Here is a 14906-nt window from a genome sequence, read left to right on the forward strand (position 1 = left end):
GCGGCGCCGCCCGGGGTGTGTGGGCCCCCGGGGTCACGGGGGCCGGGGAGGGTCAGACCTGGGCGCCGGAGAGCCGCTCCACGGCCCGCAGCAGTGCCGAGTGGTCCAGGCCGCCGTCGCCCTGCGCGCGCAGGCTCGCGACCAGCTGGGCGACCACGGCGCCGACCGGCAGGGCCGCGCCGACGTTGCGGGCGGCGTCGGTGACGATGCCCATGTCCTTGTGGTGCAGGTCGATCCGGAAGCCTGGCTTGAAGTCCCGGCCGAGGAAGTTGTCCTTCTTGCGGGACAGCACGGTCGAGCCGGCGAGCCCGCCGCCCAGGACGTCCAGCGCCGCCTTCAGGTCCACGCCGGACTTCTCCAGGAACACCACGGCCTCGGCGCACGCCTGGATGTTCACGGCGACGATCAGCTGGTTGGCGGCCTTCACGGTCTGGCCTGAGCCGTGCGGGCCGCACAGCACGATGGTCTTGCCGAGCGCGTCGAGGATCGGCCTGGCGGCGTCGAAGTCGGTCTGCTCGCCGCCGACCATGATGGACAGCACGGCCTCGATGGCCCCGGCCTCACCGCCGGACACCGGGGCGTCCAGGACGCGGACGCCCTTGTCCTTCGCCGCCTTCGCCAGGTCCACCGAGGTCTGCGGGGTGATCGAGGACATGTCGATCAGCAGCGCGCCGGAGCGCGCGTTCTCCAGGATGCCGTCCGGGCCGTAGGCGATGGCCTCGACCTGCGGGGAGGCCGGGACCATCGTGATGACGACGTCGGCGTCCCGCACGGCCTCGGCGATCGAACCGGCCGCGGTGCCACCGGCGGCGGCCAGCCGGTCCAGCTTGTCCTGCTCCAGCGTGTAGCCGGTGACCTGGTAACCCGCCTTGATCAGGTTCTCGGACATGGGGGAGCCCATGATGCCGAGGCCGATCCAGGCGACCTTGGGGAGTGTGCTCATGATTTGGGGGTGCCTTTCGGGTTCGGGGGTCAGCGGGCCAGCCAGTCGAAGGCCTCGGCGCTCGGGCGCTCGCCCGGCTTGTACTCGAGGCCGACCCAGCCGTCGTAGCCCGCCTTCCTCAGCTGGTCCAGGAGGTCTTCGAGGGGCAGCGAGCCGGTCCCCGGCGCGCCGCGGCCCGGGTTGTCGGCGATCTGCACGTGGCCGGTCTTCGAGGCGAACTCCTCGATCACCGCCGGGAGGTCCTCGCCGTTCATGGACAGGTGGTAGAGGTCCATGAGGAAGCGGGCGTTGCCCAGCCCCGTCGCCTCGTTGACCCGGTCGACGACGGCCACCGCCGCCGGGGCCGACACCAGCGGGTACAGCGGGGACTCGGGCTGGTTCAGCGCCTCGATCAGCAGGACAGCGCCGATCCGGTCGGCGGCCCGGGCCGCGAGGACCAGGTTCTCCAGGGCGAGTGCGTCCTGCTCGGCCGGGTCCACGCCCTCGACGCGGTTGCCGTACAGCGCGTTGAGCGCCGTGCAGCCCAGGGAGGCGGCGAAGTCGGCGGCCACCTCGATGTTGGCGCGGAACCGCTCCGACTCCTCGCCGGGGACCGACAGGGCGCCGCGATCCGGGCCCGGGAGCTGTCCGGCGTAGAAGTTCAGGCCGGTGAGCCGGACGCCGGCCTCCTCGATCGCGCGCTTCAGGGCGTCGAGCTCGGACCGCTCGGGGACCGGCGCGTCGACCCAGGGCCACCACAGCTCGACCGCGGTGAAGCCCGCCGCGGCGGCGGCCGCGGGGCGCTCCAGGAGGGGCAGCTCCGTGAAGAGGATCGACAGGTTGACGTTGAAGCGCTGGTCTGCGAATCCCATCGGGGCGGCGCTCCCTTCCTTGTCTCTGCGGTGCGTTCCGCGCTACTTCCGTATTGCGGAATCATGTTTCTGCTTAACGGAAGATTGCCCGCGGGGTGCGAGGGCTGTCAAGAGGGGCTGCCGGAAAGTCCGTCCCGCGCGTTAGGTTGAGCGCGTGCGACTGAGAGTGGAGTTCACGACCGAGCCGTTCGACCTGGACGAGGCGCCCGCGCACGCGGTGGTGGCCCGCGAGGTCGTGGAGGCCGCCGAACTGGACGCCGTGGACGTGGGCCCGTTCGGCAACACCGCGCAGGGCGACGCCGGCGCGGTGCTCACCGCCGTGGACGCGCTGCTGCGCAAGGCCCTGGAGGCCGGTGCCACCCGGGTCTCGCTCCAGGTCAACGTGGTCGAGGAGGGCGAGGCGTGAGCGGCGCGGGGGACGAGCCGTTCATCGCGGCCGTCAAGCCCCTGGTCGACGCCATGGGCGGCGAGATGATCCCGCCCGACGAGGCCGGCCCCGACGACGTCGTCCTGGCCTGGGAGGGCAAGGACGCCGTCGCCGTACGGCTGCCCCAGCTCGCCGACTCCCTCGATCACATCCTGGCCGCCATGGAGCGCCGCAAGGGCATGCCGCTGGCCGATCTGGACCGCAGGGCCAAGCAGGAGGTCGTACGGATACTCGAGGCGCGGGGCGCCTTCTCCGTGCGGCACGGGGTGGAGACCGTGGCGAGCGCCCTCGGCGTCAGCCGCTTCACCGTCTACAACTACCTCAACCGCGAGAAGGGGGCTTGACCGGCCCCGCTCGTACCTGACCGGCCCCGCTCGTACGGGACCGGCCCCGCTCGTACGGGACCGGCCCCGGTCGTATCGGTCCGGTTTCGCGTCACCGAATTTTCAACAAACTGTTGACGTGCTGTCGCGGGAGGGCGTTAGCTATCGGCACGCCCGTTCAGCACGAAGGCCGCATCCGGCCACGGAGGCTCCCGTGACTTCCACTTCCACGCCGCCGGGCCTGGCCCGGTTCAACGCCCTTGAGGAGCACGCGGCCCACGTCGCGCTCCACGAGGTGTGCGCCTCCACGGCGTGGGCGAAACGCCTGCTGGCCACCCGCCCCCACGCCACCGCGGAGGACCTGTACGCCGCGAGCGACGCCGCCATGGCGGAGCTGACGGCCGCGGACCTCGGCGAGGCGATGGCCGGCCACCCGCCCATCGGCCGTCCCAAGCCCGGCGACCCCACCTCGGCCCGGGAGCAGCGCGGCATGGCCGGCGCCTCCGAGGCGCTCAAGGCGGAGCTGCTGGAGCTGAACCTCGCCTACCAGGAGCGGTTCGGCCACGTCTTCCTGATCTGCGCCACCGGCCGGACCGGTGAGCAGATGCGCGACGCGCTCCGGGAACGGATCGGCAACACACCGGAGCGGGAGCGGGAGATCGTCCGCACCGAACTGGGGAAGATCAACCGCATCCGCCTGGCCCGACTTCTCGAAGAGGAAGCCTGACCCATGAGCACCAGCACCACCGCCTCCGTGTCCACGCACATCCTGGACACCAGCGTCGGCCGGCCCGCCGAGGGCGTCGCCGTCCACCTCTCCGCCCGCGCGGGCCGCGAGGCGGTCTGGCAGGCGCTCGGCGGCTCCGCGACCGACGGGGACGGCCGGTGCAAGGACCTCCCGGCACTGCCGGAGGGCACCACCCACGTACGGCTCGACTTCGCGGTGGAGCCGTACTTCGAAGAATCTGCGAACCAGCAAGCCGATGCGCAGCAGGACGCCCCCGCGAATCGGGACAGCGGTGCGTTCTTTCCAGAAGTAGCGATCACCTTCGCCGTCGTGGCCGGTGAGCACTACCACGTACCGCTGCTGCTCAACCCGTTCGGCTACTCCGTATACCGAGGGAGCTAGCTAGATGCCCACCATTCTGGGACAGAACCAGTACGGCAAGGCCGAGAACCGAGTCGTCAAGATCACGCGGGACGGCGCCACCCACCACATCAAGGACCTCAACGTCTCGGTCGCGCTCTCCGGCGACATGGACGAGGTCCACTACTCCGGCTCGAACGCCCACGTCCTGCCGACCGACACCACCAAGAACACGGTGTACGCGTTCGCCAAGGAACACGGCATCGAGTCCGCCGAGCAGTTCGGCATCCACCTCGCCCGGCACTTCGTGACCTCGCAGGAGCCGATCAGGACGGCCCGCATCCGCATCGAGGAGTACTCCTGGGAGCGGATCGAGGCCTCCGACGCCAACTCGCGGTTCATCGGCGCCGACGAGGTCAAGCACTCCTTCGTCCGCAAGGGCCAGGAGACGCGGCTCACCCAGATCACCTACGACGGTGAGCACTGGGAGGTCGTCTCCGGCCTGAAGGACCTCGTCGTGATGAACTCGACCAACTCCGAGTTCTGGGGCTACGTCAAGGACAAGTACACGACCCTGAAGGAGGCCTACGACCGCATCCTGGCCACCGAGGTCTCCGGCCGCTGGCGCTTCAACTGGACCGACGACGAGCAGCGCATGCCGAACTGGGAGAAGTCCTACGAGCAGGTGAAGAAGCACATGCTCCAGGCCTTCGCCGAGACCTACTCGCTCTCGCTCCAGCAGACCCTGTACCAGATGGGCGCGCGGATCATCAACAACCGCGGCGAGATCGACGAGGTCCGCTTCTCCCTCCCGAACAAGCACCACTTCCTGGTGGACCTGGAGCCGTTCGGGCTGAAGAACGACAACGAGGTCTACTACGCCGCCGACCGCCCCTACGGCCTGATCGAGGCGACGGTCCTGCGGGACGGCTGCGAGGCGAAGATCCCCGTGGACCTCACCAACCTCTGACGTTCCCTCTTTCGGCACCCGTGGCCGGGGAACCCTTCTCCCGGCCACGGCACTCAAAACTTCCAGGGTCCTGCCGTGCCCTCTCCAACTCAGCGCACTTCGTGAAAAGGGACGAACCATGGCAGCAGACCGGCGCATCGTCATCGAGAACTGTGCGATCGCGACCGTCGACGGACACGACACCGAGTACGCCTCCGGGCACGTCGTCCTCGCCGGCAACCGCATCGAGTCGCTCGGCGCGGGCAGGGCCCCCGACGGCCTGGAGAACGTGGCCCGCCGCATCGACGCCACCGGCCACCTCGTGACCCCCGGCCTGATCAACACCCACCACCACTTCTACCAGTGGATCACCCGGGGCCTGGCCACGGACCACAACCTCTTCAACTGGCTCGTCGCCCTGTACCCCACCTGGGCGCGCATCGACGAGCCGATGGTCCGCGCGGCGGCCCGGGGCTCGCTCGCGATGATGGCCCGCGGCGGCGTCACCACCGCCATGGACCACCACTACGTCTTCCCCCGGGGCTCCGGCGACCTCTCCGGCGCGATCATCGGCGCCGCCCGCGACATGGGCGTCCGCTTCACCCTCGCCCGCGGCTCCATGGACCGCAGCGAGAAGGACGGCGGCCTGCCCCCGGACTTCGCCGTCGAGACCCTGGACGGGGCGCTGGCCGCGACCGAGGAGACCGTCCGGCAGCACCACGACGCCTCCTTCGACGCCATGACCCAGATCGCCGTCGCGCCCTGCTCGCCCTTCTCCGTCTCCACCGAACTGCTGCGCGACGGCGCCCAGTTGGCCCGCCGTCTCGGCGTCCGGCTGCACACCCACGGCTCGGAGACCGTGGAGGAGGAGAAGTTCTGCCACGAACTGTTCGGCATGGGCCCGACCGACTACTTCGAGTCCACCGGCTGGCTCGGCGAGGACGTGTGGATGGCGCACTGCGTCCACATGAACGACTCCGACATTGCGGCCTTCGCCCGGTCCCGCACCGGTGTCGCGCACTGCCCCTCCTCCAACGCCCGCCTCGCCGCCGGGATCGCCCGCGTCCCCGACATGCTCGCGGCCGGCGTCCCCGTCGGCCTCGGCGTCGACGGCACCGCCTCCAACGAGTCCGGCGAGCTCCACACCGAGCTGCGCAACGCCCTCCTCGTCAACCGCCTCGGCGCCCACCGGGAAGCCGCCCTGAACGCCCGTCAGGCCCTGCGCCTGGGCACCTACGGTGGCGCCCAGGTGCTGGGCCGGGCCGCCGAGACCGGCTCCCTGGAGCCCGGCAAGCTCGCCGACCTCGTGCTGTGGAAGCTGGACACCCTCGCCCACGCCTCCATCGCCGACCCGGTGACCGCCCTGGTCTTCGGCGCGGCCGCCCCGGTCACCGCCTCCTTCGTGAACGGCCGGCAGATCGTCGAGGACGGGCGGCTGCTCACGGCCGACGAGGACGCCATCGCCCGCGAGACGCGGGACGAGGCCAGGCGGCTGGCGAAGATCGCCGCCGAGGCCTGACCACCCGGATGACTCCGGCCGGGAGGGACGGCTCCCGGCCGGTGGCCGTGGACCCGAGCGGGGACCACGGCGGTCGTCTCCGGGGCGCGCGTGGACGCGCGCGCCCCGGAACGGCCACCCCCGTCCGTCGCACATCCGGTCCCTCCCCCAAGCGCTCGGCTTCGTTCGAGCAGGGAGGTACCCCCAGCCCACCCGCACCACCTCCCTGACACCCACGGCGGCCCTTCGGCGCCGCCGTGTAACCGACCGGAGGGACGCCGCCGTGGCCGACCACCCCGTTGACGAAAAACTCCCCGCGCTCAAGATGGCGACGACCGGCCTGCAGCACGTGGCCGCCATGTACGCGGGTGTCGTCGCCCCGCCCCTGATCGTCGGCGCGGCCATCGGCCTCACCGCCACCGACCTGACCTTCCTCACCGGCGCCTGCCTGTTCACCGCGGGCCTCGCCACGTTCCTGCAGACCCTCGGCATCTGGAAGATCGGAGCCCGGCTGCCGTTCGTCAACGGCGTCACCTTCGCCGGTGTCGCCCCGATGACCGCGATCGTCGCCTCCGCCGAGGACAGGTCCGACGCCCTGCCCGTCATCTTCGGCGCGGTCATCGTCGCCGGGCTCCTGGGATTCCTGGCCGCCCCCGTCTTCTGCAAGGCGATCCGCTTCTTCCCGCCCGTGGTCACGGGCACGGTCATCACCCTGATCGGCATATCGCTGCTCCCGGTAGCCTTCGGCTGGGCGCAGGGACCCGACCCGGCGGCTCACGACTACGGCTCGGCGACCAACCTGGGCCTGGCCGCCGTCACCCTCCTCATCGTGCTGCTGCTGCGCCGCTTCACCACGGGCTTCGTCAAGCAGATCGCCGTGCTGCTCGGCCTGGTGATCGGCACGCTGATCGCCATCCCGTTCGGCGTCACGGACTTCGGCCCCGTCGCGGACGCGGCCGTCGTCGGCTTCCCCACGCCGTTCCACTTCGGCGCGCCGCAGTTCCAGCTCGCCGCGATCATCTCGATGTGCGTGGTGATGGTGGTGTCGATGACCGAATCGACCGCCGACATGCTGGCGCTGGGCGAGATCGTCGAGCGCCCGGCCGACGAGAAGACCATCGCGGCCGGCCTGCGCGCCGACACCCTCGGCTCGGCGATCAGCCCGCTCTTCAACGGCTTCATGTGCAGCGCCTTCGCACAGAACATCGGCCTGGTCGCCATGACGAAGATCCGCAGCCGCTACGTCGTCGCCGCGGGCGGCGGCTTCCTGGTGCTGATGGGCCTGTGCCCGATGGCCGCCTCGCTGATCGCCGTCGTACCGCGCCCGGTGCTCGGCGGGGCGGGCGTGGTGCTGTTCGGCTCGGTCGCCGCCAGCGGCATCCAGACCCTTGTGCGGGCCGCCCTGGACAAGGACAACAACGTCCTGATCGTGGCCGTCTCCCTGGCCGTCGGCATCATCCCCATCACGGCGCCGCAGTTCTACCACGCCTTCCCGGAGACGGCCAGGATCGTCCTGGACTCCGGCATCTCCACGGGCTGTGTCGCCGCGGTCCTGCTGAACCTGGTCTTCAACCACCTGGGCCGGGGCGGCAGGCAGTCCCACGACGTGACCCACCCGATGGAGGCAGGCGAGGAACTCACCAGCACCCCCAAGGCCCGGGCCGCGTCCTGAGAGCAGGACTCCGGCCTGGTTTCCACCCGGATTCTCGATAGTTGACGGGCAATCAGGGAGCGAGCGCTACCATGACCCGCGCTCGCCCCGGTTGATCAAGGAAACCGCATGCACTTCCCCCGTCGTGCCCTGGTCTCTACCCCCAGCCCGGCCGCCCTCATGGGCGCCAACCTCTTCGCCTCGCCCCCCGCGCAGGCCGCCACCTCGTGCACCGCGGTCCTTCCTATGGCGTTGCCGCGAAGACCTATGTGGGCATCTACAGATGCGCGCAGACGGACTGTCGGCATCCTTGCAGAGAGTGCCGACCAGACGTGCCAGGGCGGCGGGTGATCTCGCCGCCTAGAGCCCGAACAGGCCCGGGTCCGACGCCAGCTTCCTGAAGACCTCGGCGGGGTCGGGGACCAGGCTGCGCTTCTCCAGGTCCAGGATGCCGCCGACCGCTGTGATCTCGGCGGCGACCGTGCCGTCGGCCTTCACCACGTTCTGCTCGATCCGGAACGTCTTGCCGCCGTCCCAGGCGAAGGCACAGGTCACCTCGACCTCGTCGCCCGCGAGCAGCTCGCGTCGGTAACGGATGGTCGTCTCCAGGGCGACCGGTCCCACGCCGCTGCCGATGAGCGCGGACTGGCTGATCCCGGCGGCGTGGAGCAGCGACCAGCGGGCGTGCTCCGCGTAGTTCAGGTACACCGCCTGATTGAGGTGTCCTTGGACGTCCGTCTCGTATCCGCGGACGGTCACTGGGACGGAAAACGGCTGGCTCACGGCATTCCCTTCTCGCGCCGGATCTCTCGCACCGGACTCTCGTGCACTGCGCATCGATCCACCGATCTTGGCATGCTCATCACGCCCGGCGCGGCGAAGCCAGCAGATACCGGTCCCCGGTGCGCGGCTCACGGTGCTCGCTCACCTGCCAGCCTGCCCCCTCCAGGGTGGCCGCGCAGGCCCGCAGCGCCTTGCCGTCCGGCTCGTGCACGGCGACGGCCTCCGGCTGCGGGGTCTCCCGCACGCGATACCCCGGGCCCTCCCGCCCGGCCGGAGCGTGCCCGGCCGCCTCCAGCGCCAGCGCGGCGGCCCGCACCAGATGCGCACGCTCCCAGCCGCACGGCCGGTCCACGTCCCCGCCGGGGTTGGTCATCCGGCGCAGCTCCAGCAGCCCCTGCCAGGCGCTGTGCACCTCACGGCGCCGGGCGGGCCCGGAATCCGCGGGCTCCTCCTCACCGCCGACGCGCGCGGCGAACACCCCCGTCGAGGCGGGTGGCTCCCCGGGCCCGTCCGGCTCGGACGGCTGCGTGATGCCCTGCCGCACCCGATGCCCCTCGGGCGTCAGGAAGTGATCGTGCGGCGGCCGGGGATGGCGGAAGGCCAGCCCCCGCTTCACCAGCGCCGTGAGCTGCGCCTCCGTGCCCCGGAGCCGCCCGGTGACAGGGTCGGCGGCGTCGATGACACGCCGCTGCGCGGCGGTCGGCGGTCGGGTCACGGCGCGCTCCTCTCCGGCCGGCGACGGGCCCAGGGGGCGCTGCCCCCCTGCGCGAAAGGCCTCCACGCCCCACCTGTGCCAAGGGGCGCTACGCCCCACCTGCTCGAAGGCTACGACCCGCCACTGACACGGCGCGCCGGGGCTCCGGCCGCCAGGTGGCCACCAGCGCGGCGGCCAGCAGCAGCTCCGCCAGGTCGCCGCCGTAGTACATGATCTCGGCGCCGCCCCGCACCTGGTCGATCGGCGCGTGGATGTCGGCCCAGAAGCCGCCGTAGATCAGCTGGGAGATCACGGCGTGCACGGCGATCGCGACGCCCAGGTAGACCAGCCGGGCCCGGACACCCGGCCGGGCGGGGGCCGGGTCGGGGCCGGCGATGGCGTGCGCGAACAGGCACCCGGCGAGCAGGAAGTGCGTGTGCAGCAGCCAGTGCCCCGCCGGGTCGGCCGTGATCGCGCCGTACAGGGGCGTGAAGTACAGGACCGCGAGGCTGCCCGTGGAGAGCGCCAGCGCGAGGGCCGGGTGGGTGAGCACGCGGGCGGGCGGACTGTGCAGCACCGCGCTCAGGCGCCGGCCCCCGGCCGCGGGCAGGGTGCGCAGCAGGAGCGTGACGGGGGCGGCCAGGACCAGGGCGAGCGGCGCGTACATGCCGATGAGGAGGTGCTGGGCCATGTGCCCGCGGAAGTCCTCGTGCGCGAAGGGGGCCACGGGCGGCAGCAGTGCGACGCCGAGCAGGACGATCCCGCTCAGGAACCAGCCGGTCCGCCACCGGCTCCAGCCGAGGACCGGGTTGCGGCGCCGGGCCCGCCGGACGAGCAGCAGGTAGGCACCGCAGGCGAGGAGCAGCACGAGCGTCGGCGGCAGCCAGTCGGGGACGCCGCCGCCGGTGGCGTGCCCGTGCCCGGGCGCATGGTGGCCCATCAGCCGCGCGGGCCCTGGTCGAGGCCACCGGGCGCACCGGTGGCGACGGGCCGGCCGCCGCGCTGGAGCAGATGGCCGCCGGCGACCAGCAGGGCGCCCAGGACGAGGAAGCCGATGTCCCACCACACCTGGCCCTCACCGGCGTAGACGTGATGGATGCCGAGGACGTGGTGGTCCAGGACGCCCTCCACGAGGTTGAACAGGCCCCAGCCGACGAGCATCCAGCCCCACAGCACCCGGGAGGTCCACACCCGCCGCCGGTCGTGGGTGACCCGCGCGTACAGCACGGCCAGCCCGAGCAGGACCGCGAGCCAGCACACGGTGTGGAAGACGCCGTCCCACAGGGTGTTCATCTCCAGGCCGGAGACGGTGTGGGGGTTGTAGTACTTCACCCCGATGCGGTCCTGGTTGGTGCTGGAGAGCATGTGGTGCCATTGGAGCAACTGGTGCAGCAGGATGCCGTCGGCGAACCCGCCCACCCCGACCCCGAGCACGATGCCCGGCAACCGGAGGTCCGCCGTCCGCGGGGTGCCGACCCGGGCTTCGCCTTGCGTGGTGGCCATCATTCGTCTCCGCTCCTGCCTTGGGGGAAGGGCCGAGAACGACGTTCCCTGCTGCGCGGCGCTCACGCCCCGCGCTCGGCCCCCATCCGGCTCAAGAGCACCTTTCCGGCCGTCCCCGCGGAGTCCGTAAATCGCCGGGCGTCTACTGCCGGTAGCCGCCGAGGAACCGCCCGATCCGGCCGATCGCGGCCTCCAGGTCCTCCGCGTGGGGCAGGGTCAGGATGCGGAAGTGGTCCGGTGTGGGCCAGTTGAAGCCGGTGCCCTGGACGACCTGGATCTTCTCCCGCAGCAGCAGGTCCAGGACGAACTTCTCGTCGTCGTGGATCTTGTGCACCTTGGGGTCGAGGCGCGGGAAGGCGTAGAGCGAACCCTTCGGCTTCACGCAGGTCACACCGGGGATCTCGTTCAGCTTCTGCCAGGCCACGGTGCGCTGTTCGTGCAGCCGGCCGCCGGGCGCGGTCAGCTCGCGGATGGACTGCCGGCCGCCGAGCGCGGCCTGGATGGCGTACTGCGCGGGCGCGTTGGCGCACAGCCGCATGGAGGCCAGCATGGTCAGGCCCTCCAGGTAGTCCTTGGCGTGCTGGCGCGGCCCGGTGACCACCAGCCAGCCGGAGCGGAAGCCCGCCACGCGGTAGGTCTTGGACAGGCCGCAGAAGGTGAGGACGACCAGATCGGGGGCGAGGGCCGCGGCCGAGTGGTGGACGGCGTCGTCGTAGAGGATCTGGTCGTAGATCTCGTCGGCGAAGACCATCAGGCCGTGCCGCCGGGCGAGGTCGAGGATGCCCTCGACGATCTCCTTGGGGTAGACCGCGCCGGTGGGGTTGTTCGGGTTGATGATCACGACCGCCTTCGTACGGTCGGTGATCTTCGACGCCATGTCGTCGAGGTCGGGGTACCAGTCGGCCTGCTCGTCGCACAGGTAGTGGACCGCCTTGCCGCCCGCGAGGGTCGTCACCGCCGTCCAGAGGGGGAAGTCCGGCGCGGGGACGAGGATCTCGTCGCCGTCCTCGATGAGTGCCTGCACGGCCATCGACACCAGTTCCGAGACGCCGTTGCCGAGGAAGACGTCGTCGACGCCGACCTCCAGACCGAGGGTCTGGTAGCGCTGGGCCACGGCCCGGCGGGCGGAGAGGATGCCGCGCGAATCGGTGTAGCCGTGCGCCTGGGGCAGCATCCGGATCATGTCCTGGAGGATCTCCTCCGGTGCCTCGAACCCGAAGAGGGCGGGGTTGCCGGTGTTCAGGCGCAGCACGCTGTGGCCCGCCTCCTCCAGCGCGTTGGCATGCTCGATGACCGGGCCGCGGATCTCGTAGCAGACCTCGCTGAGCTTGCTCGACTGCCGGAACTCCATGCTCCGCTTCCCCTCTGCCGACTGTGTTGCTTGGTTTTACCAAGTGTGCGCTTGGAAAGTCCAACAAGTTGTCTAGACTGCGTCGCATGCCACCTCGCCGAAGCTACGACCAGTACTGCTCCGCCGCCCGCGCGCTCGACGTCGTCGGTGACCGCTGGACCCTGCTGATCGTCCGGGAGCTCCTCGCAGGTCCCCGGCGCTACACCGACCTGCACGCCGACCTGCCCGGCGTCAGCACCGACGTCCTCGCCTCGCGGCTGAAGGACATGGAGCGCGACGGCCTCGCGACCCGGCGCAGGCTGCCGCCCCCCGGCGCGGCATACGTGTACGAAGTCACGTCGCGCGGACGGGAGTTGCTGCCCGTGCTCCAGGCCCTCGGGGAGTGGGGGGAGGCCGAACTCGGCGAACGGCGCCCCACGGACGCCGTCCGGGCGCACTGGTTCGCCCTGCCGCTGCTGCGCCTGCTGGACGGCGAGGGACTCGTCGAAGTCCGCCTGGAGGAGGGCCTGTTCCACCTGTACGCCGGTGCCGAGGGCGGGCCCGTGTACGGCGACGGGCCCGCCCCGGGGGAGCCGGACGCCCTGCTGGTCCTGGACACCGCCACCTGCACGGCCCTCGGCCGGGGGGAGCTGAGCCTGGCCCGGGCCGTGGCGGAGGGCCGCGTCGAGGTGAGCGGCGAGGGCACCCTGGCCAAGGCACTGCGCGCGACATGACAGAAGGCCCGCGGTCGGCGGGCCTTCTGTGGGGCGATCAGGTGCGATCTCTGAGGTGATCAGGTGCGATCGGTACGGTGAGGGCCGGTCAGGCGCCGGGCGGCCGTCCCGTCCCGCGCGTCAGCGCGTACCCGCCGACTCCCGCCAGCGCGGCCAGGATCCCGCCGATCGCGGTCCACACCCACCGGTCCGACCACCAGCCGGACGCCCAGCCGTCCTCGGGTTCGAGACCGGCCAGCACCGCGGCGTCCTCCTGCTCCTCCTCGGGTCTGGTGGCGATGCCCGGCACCAGCGGCTCGGCCAGTGAGCCGTCCACCGCCGCGGATCCGCCGACGTCCTTGGAGTCCACCCGGACCTCGCTGCTCACCGGCAGACCGAGGTCGGCGGTGGCGACGCCGGTGGTGGTCAGCCGGAGGTAGTAGGTGCCCGGCAGGGGGTCGTTGGCCCACGGCTCCGACCAGGCGCGGACCGTGCGCAGGACGCAGGTCAGCTCCACGGAGGGGGTGTCCGCCGCCGCGGTGCGCGTCTGCGCCCCGTACCGGCACGCCTGGCGGCGGCGCAGACCGTCGTAGACGTCGATCTGCCAGGTCTGCGGGGCATGGGTCTCGGGCAGCTTCACCGTCGCCTCGACCGTGGGGCGCTGCCCGGTGTCGGCGGGGAACGACCAGTACAGGTAGTCGCCCGTCGAGCCGTTCGCCGTGGCCCGCTGGCCTTGTTCGATCTCGGTGGCCGTACGGAACGACGTACCGGCCCGGGTGGGGGCCGAGGCGCCGTCCGGCGACGGGCTCGGGGAGGCGTCGGCCGCGGCCGGGGCGGCCGCCAGGCCCAGGGTCAGCAACGCCGCGCTCAACGCTCGTGCCATGCGCATCAGTTGGTCCTCCAGACCGCGACCCGCCAGCGCGACAGCCAGCCCCAGACGACACCGGCGAGGAAGCCGGTGAGGATCAGCACGCCGAGCAGCCACCAGCCGCGGCCGAGACCGAAGGCGGCCACGTCGCCCGCCTCACTCGGGGCGTCCACGACGTCCACCGTCAACTCCAGCGGCAGACCGGGCGTGGCCTTCACGCCGGAGGCCGCCGAGAAGGAGTGGGAGACGGTGAGGCAGACCGTCTCCGCGGGGGCGTCCTCGTCGTCGCTCTCCGCCTTCGGGTAGCGCAGGCCCGCTGAGATCACGTCCGTACGGCCGGTGCCCGCCGCCTCGCCGCGCACGATCTCGCGGCCCTTGGACGTCACGGCCCGCATCAGCACGCCGTACCCGGGGTTCACGGCCCGGTCCGCCGCCACGCTCACCGAGGCGCGCAGCTCCTGACCCGGCCGCACGTCCACCCGGTAGAAACGCTGCTGCCCGAACTCCTCGCGGTCGCTGTACAGGCCCGACTTCAGCGTCGGCGCCGACGCACAGCGGTCCGCTCCCCGCGTCGCCACCGGCGTCACCACCGGATCGGCCGCCCGGTCCACCAACTGGTTCACCCGGTCGGTGAGCTCGTCCTGGTGCTCGACCGAGGTGTAGGTGCCGCCGGTGGCCTCGGCGATGCAGCTCAGCTGCCGGCTCAGCTTGGCCGTCGGGACCAGGCCCAGGGTGTCGATGGTCAGGCCGATGCCCTTGGCCGCGATCTCGCGGGCCACCTCGCACGGGTCCAGCGGGGCGCAGGTGTCCTCGCCGTCGCTGATCAGCACGATGCGCTTGGAACCGTCACCGCCGTCGAGGTCACCGGCCGCCTTCAGCAGGGCCGGGCCGATCGGCGTCCAGCCCGTCGGGGTGAGCGTGGCGACGGCCGTCTTGGCCTCGGTGCGGTCGAGCGGTCCGACCGGGTAGAGCTGCGCGGTGTCCTTGCAGCCCGTCTTCCGGTCGTCCCCGGGGTAGTTCGCGCCCAGGGTGCGGATGCCGAGTTCGACCTCCTCGGGCGTCGCGTCGAGCACCTCGTTGAACGCCTGCTTGGCGGCGGCCATGCGCGACTGCCCGTCGATGTCCCGGGCCCGCATCGAGCCGCTCACATCGAGGACGAGGTCCACCTTGGGGGCGTCCTCGCCCGTCGGTTCACCGGCGGCCGCCCCGGCCGGGAAGGCGAGCCCGGCCGTCAGCGCGGCGAGCAGGGCACAGGCCCCGGCCGCCAGCCGTGTTCTTATGATCAT

General features: G+C 71.7%; 17 protein-coding genes. 8 read left to right on the forward strand and 9 right to left on the reverse strand.

Features of this window, described 5'->3' with window-relative positions; all coding sequences use genetic code 11:
• Positions 1-52: 52 nt before the first annotated feature.
• A complete protein-coding gene (locus tag ACFZDE_RS25525) occupies positions 53-943 on the reverse strand; it encodes a 2-hydroxy-3-oxopropionate reductase (protein WP_391203423.1) in 891 nt (296 codons plus the stop codon).
• A 29-nt stretch (positions 944-972) separates the two neighbouring features.
• On the reverse strand, positions 973-1794 hold the full coding sequence (locus ACFZDE_RS25530) for a TIM barrel protein (RefSeq protein ID WP_391203426.1): 822 nt from the start codon (positions 1792-1794) through the stop codon (positions 973-975).
• Positions 1795-1948: 154 nt separating this feature from the next.
• On the opposite strand from ACFZDE_RS25530, the gene ACFZDE_RS25535 reads away from it, so the two are divergent.
• The 7 genes from ACFZDE_RS25535 (at position 1949) to ACFZDE_RS25565 (ending at position 7750) form a co-directional block, all read left to right on the forward strand.
• Positions 1949-2200, forward strand: a complete 252-nt coding sequence (locus ACFZDE_RS25535; protein ID WP_390995054.1) for a hypothetical protein — start codon at positions 1949-1951, stop codon at positions 2198-2200.
• Positions 2197-2565 (forward strand): helix-turn-helix domain-containing protein, encoded by a 369-nt coding sequence (locus ACFZDE_RS25540; RefSeq protein ID WP_031134190.1) that lies wholly within the window; start codon positions 2197-2199, stop codon positions 2563-2565. The genes ACFZDE_RS25535 and ACFZDE_RS25540 overlap by 4 nt, the downstream gene beginning before the upstream one ends.
• A gap of 193 nt (positions 2566-2758) precedes the next feature.
• Entirely contained in the window at positions 2759-3271 is a 513-nt protein-coding gene (gene uraD, locus ACFZDE_RS25545) for a 2-oxo-4-hydroxy-4-carboxy-5-ureidoimidazoline decarboxylase (protein WP_391203429.1), read from the forward strand.
• A 3-nt stretch (positions 3272-3274) separates the two neighbouring features.
• Positions 3275-3673 (forward strand): hydroxyisourate hydrolase, encoded by a 399-nt coding sequence (gene uraH / locus ACFZDE_RS25550; RefSeq protein WP_391203432.1) that lies wholly within the window; start codon positions 3275-3277, stop codon positions 3671-3673.
• A 4-nt stretch (positions 3674-3677) separates the two neighbouring features.
• A complete protein-coding gene (pucL, locus tag ACFZDE_RS25555; RefSeq protein WP_390995061.1) occupies positions 3678-4601 on the forward strand; it encodes a factor-independent urate hydroxylase in 924 nt (307 codons plus the stop codon).
• A gap of 118 nt (positions 4602-4719) precedes the next feature.
• Entirely contained in the window at positions 4720-6099 is a 1380-nt protein-coding gene (locus tag ACFZDE_RS25560) for an 8-oxoguanine deaminase (RefSeq protein WP_391203435.1), read from the forward strand.
• Between the two features lie 262 nt (positions 6100-6361).
• Positions 6362-7750, forward strand: a complete 1389-nt coding sequence (locus ACFZDE_RS25565) for a solute carrier family 23 protein (RefSeq protein ID WP_391203438.1) — start codon at positions 6362-6364, stop codon at positions 7748-7750.
• Between the two features lie 339 nt (positions 7751-8089).
• On the opposite strand, the gene ACFZDE_RS25570 is transcribed toward ACFZDE_RS25565, so the two are convergent.
• From ACFZDE_RS25570 to ACFZDE_RS25590, 5 genes are all read right to left on the reverse strand, one after another.
• The gene (locus tag ACFZDE_RS25570) at positions 8090-8512 is read right to left on the reverse strand and encodes a thioesterase family protein (protein ID WP_391203441.1); all 423 of its coding nucleotides are present in this window, start codon (positions 8510-8512) and stop codon (positions 8090-8092) included.
• A 79-nt stretch (positions 8513-8591) separates the two neighbouring features.
• Positions 8592-9227 (reverse strand): hypothetical protein, encoded by a 636-nt coding sequence (locus tag ACFZDE_RS25575; protein ID WP_391203444.1) that lies wholly within the window; start codon positions 9225-9227, stop codon positions 8592-8594.
• Between the two features lie 88 nt (positions 9228-9315).
• Positions 9316-10146 (reverse strand): cytochrome c oxidase assembly protein, encoded by an 831-nt coding sequence (locus tag ACFZDE_RS25580; protein WP_391203447.1) that lies wholly within the window; start codon positions 10144-10146, stop codon positions 9316-9318.
• A complete protein-coding gene (locus tag ACFZDE_RS25585; protein WP_391203449.1) occupies positions 10146-10709 on the reverse strand; it encodes a DUF2243 domain-containing protein in 564 nt (187 codons plus the stop codon). Before ACFZDE_RS25585 ends, ACFZDE_RS25580 begins: the two co-directional genes overlap by 1 nt.
• 142 nt (positions 10710-10851) lie before the next feature.
• Entirely contained in the window at positions 10852-12060 is a 1209-nt protein-coding gene (locus tag ACFZDE_RS25590) for an aminotransferase class I/II-fold pyridoxal phosphate-dependent enzyme (RefSeq protein ID WP_390995078.1), read from the reverse strand.
• Positions 12061-12146: 86 nt separating this feature from the next.
• On the opposite strand from ACFZDE_RS25590, the gene ACFZDE_RS25595 reads away from it, so the two are divergent.
• The gene (locus ACFZDE_RS25595; RefSeq protein WP_391203452.1) at positions 12147-12773 is read left to right on the forward strand and encodes a winged helix-turn-helix transcriptional regulator; all 627 of its coding nucleotides are present in this window, start codon (positions 12147-12149) and stop codon (positions 12771-12773) included.
• Between the two features lie 88 nt (positions 12774-12861).
• On the opposite strand, the gene ACFZDE_RS25600 is transcribed toward ACFZDE_RS25595, so the two are convergent.
• The gene (locus ACFZDE_RS25600) at positions 12862-13641 is read right to left on the reverse strand and encodes a hypothetical protein (RefSeq protein ID WP_391203455.1); all 780 of its coding nucleotides are present in this window, start codon (positions 13639-13641) and stop codon (positions 12862-12864) included.
• Positions 13641-14906, reverse strand: a complete 1266-nt coding sequence (locus ACFZDE_RS25605; protein ID WP_391203458.1) for a VWA domain-containing protein — start codon at positions 14904-14906, stop codon at positions 13641-13643. The genes ACFZDE_RS25600 and ACFZDE_RS25605 overlap by 1 nt, the downstream gene beginning before the upstream one ends.

It is taken from the genome of Streptomyces sp. NPDC007929 (assembly GCF_042959065.1).
GTDB lineage: Bacteria > Actinomycetota > Actinomycetes > Streptomycetales > Streptomycetaceae > Streptomyces.

Bases quoted from the DNA above. Each gene is read 5' to 3' on its own strand.
- ACFZDE_RS25525 (WP_391203423.1), bottom strand. From the start codon at position 943: ATGAGCACACTCCCCAAGGTCGCCTGGATCGGCCTCGGCATCATGGGC.
- ACFZDE_RS25530 (WP_391203426.1), bottom strand. From the start codon at position 1,794: ATGGGATTCGCAGACCAGCGCTTCAACGTCAACCTGTCGATCCTCTTC.
- uraH (WP_391203432.1), top strand. From the start codon at position 3,275: ATGAGCACCAGCACCACCGCCTCCGTGTCCACGCACATCCTGGACACC.
- pucL (WP_390995061.1), top strand. From the start codon at position 3,678: ATGCCCACCATTCTGGGACAGAACCAGTACGGCAAGGCCGAGAACCGA.
- ACFZDE_RS25560 (WP_391203435.1), top strand. From the start codon at position 4,720: ATGGCAGCAGACCGGCGCATCGTCATCGAGAACTGTGCGATCGCGACC.
- ACFZDE_RS25580 (WP_391203447.1), bottom strand. From the start codon at position 10,146: ATGGGCCACCATGCGCCCGGGCACGGGCACGCCACCGGCGGCGGCGTC.
- ACFZDE_RS25585 (WP_391203449.1), bottom strand. From the start codon at position 10,709: ATGGCCACCACGCAAGGCGAAGCCCGGGTCGGCACCCCGCGGACGGCG.
- ACFZDE_RS25590 (WP_390995078.1), bottom strand. From the start codon at position 12,060: ATGGAGTTCCGGCAGTCGAGCAAGCTCAGCGAGGTCTGCTACGAGATC.
- ACFZDE_RS25595 (WP_391203452.1), top strand. From the start codon at position 12,147: ATGCCACCTCGCCGAAGCTACGACCAGTACTGCTCCGCCGCCCGCGCG.
- ACFZDE_RS25600 (WP_391203455.1), bottom strand. From the start codon at position 13,641: ATGCGCATGGCACGAGCGTTGAGCGCGGCGTTGCTGACCCTGGGCCTG.
- ACFZDE_RS25605 (WP_391203458.1), bottom strand. From the start codon at position 14,906: ATGATCATAAGAACACGGCTGGCGGCCGGGGCCTGTGCCCTGCTCGCC.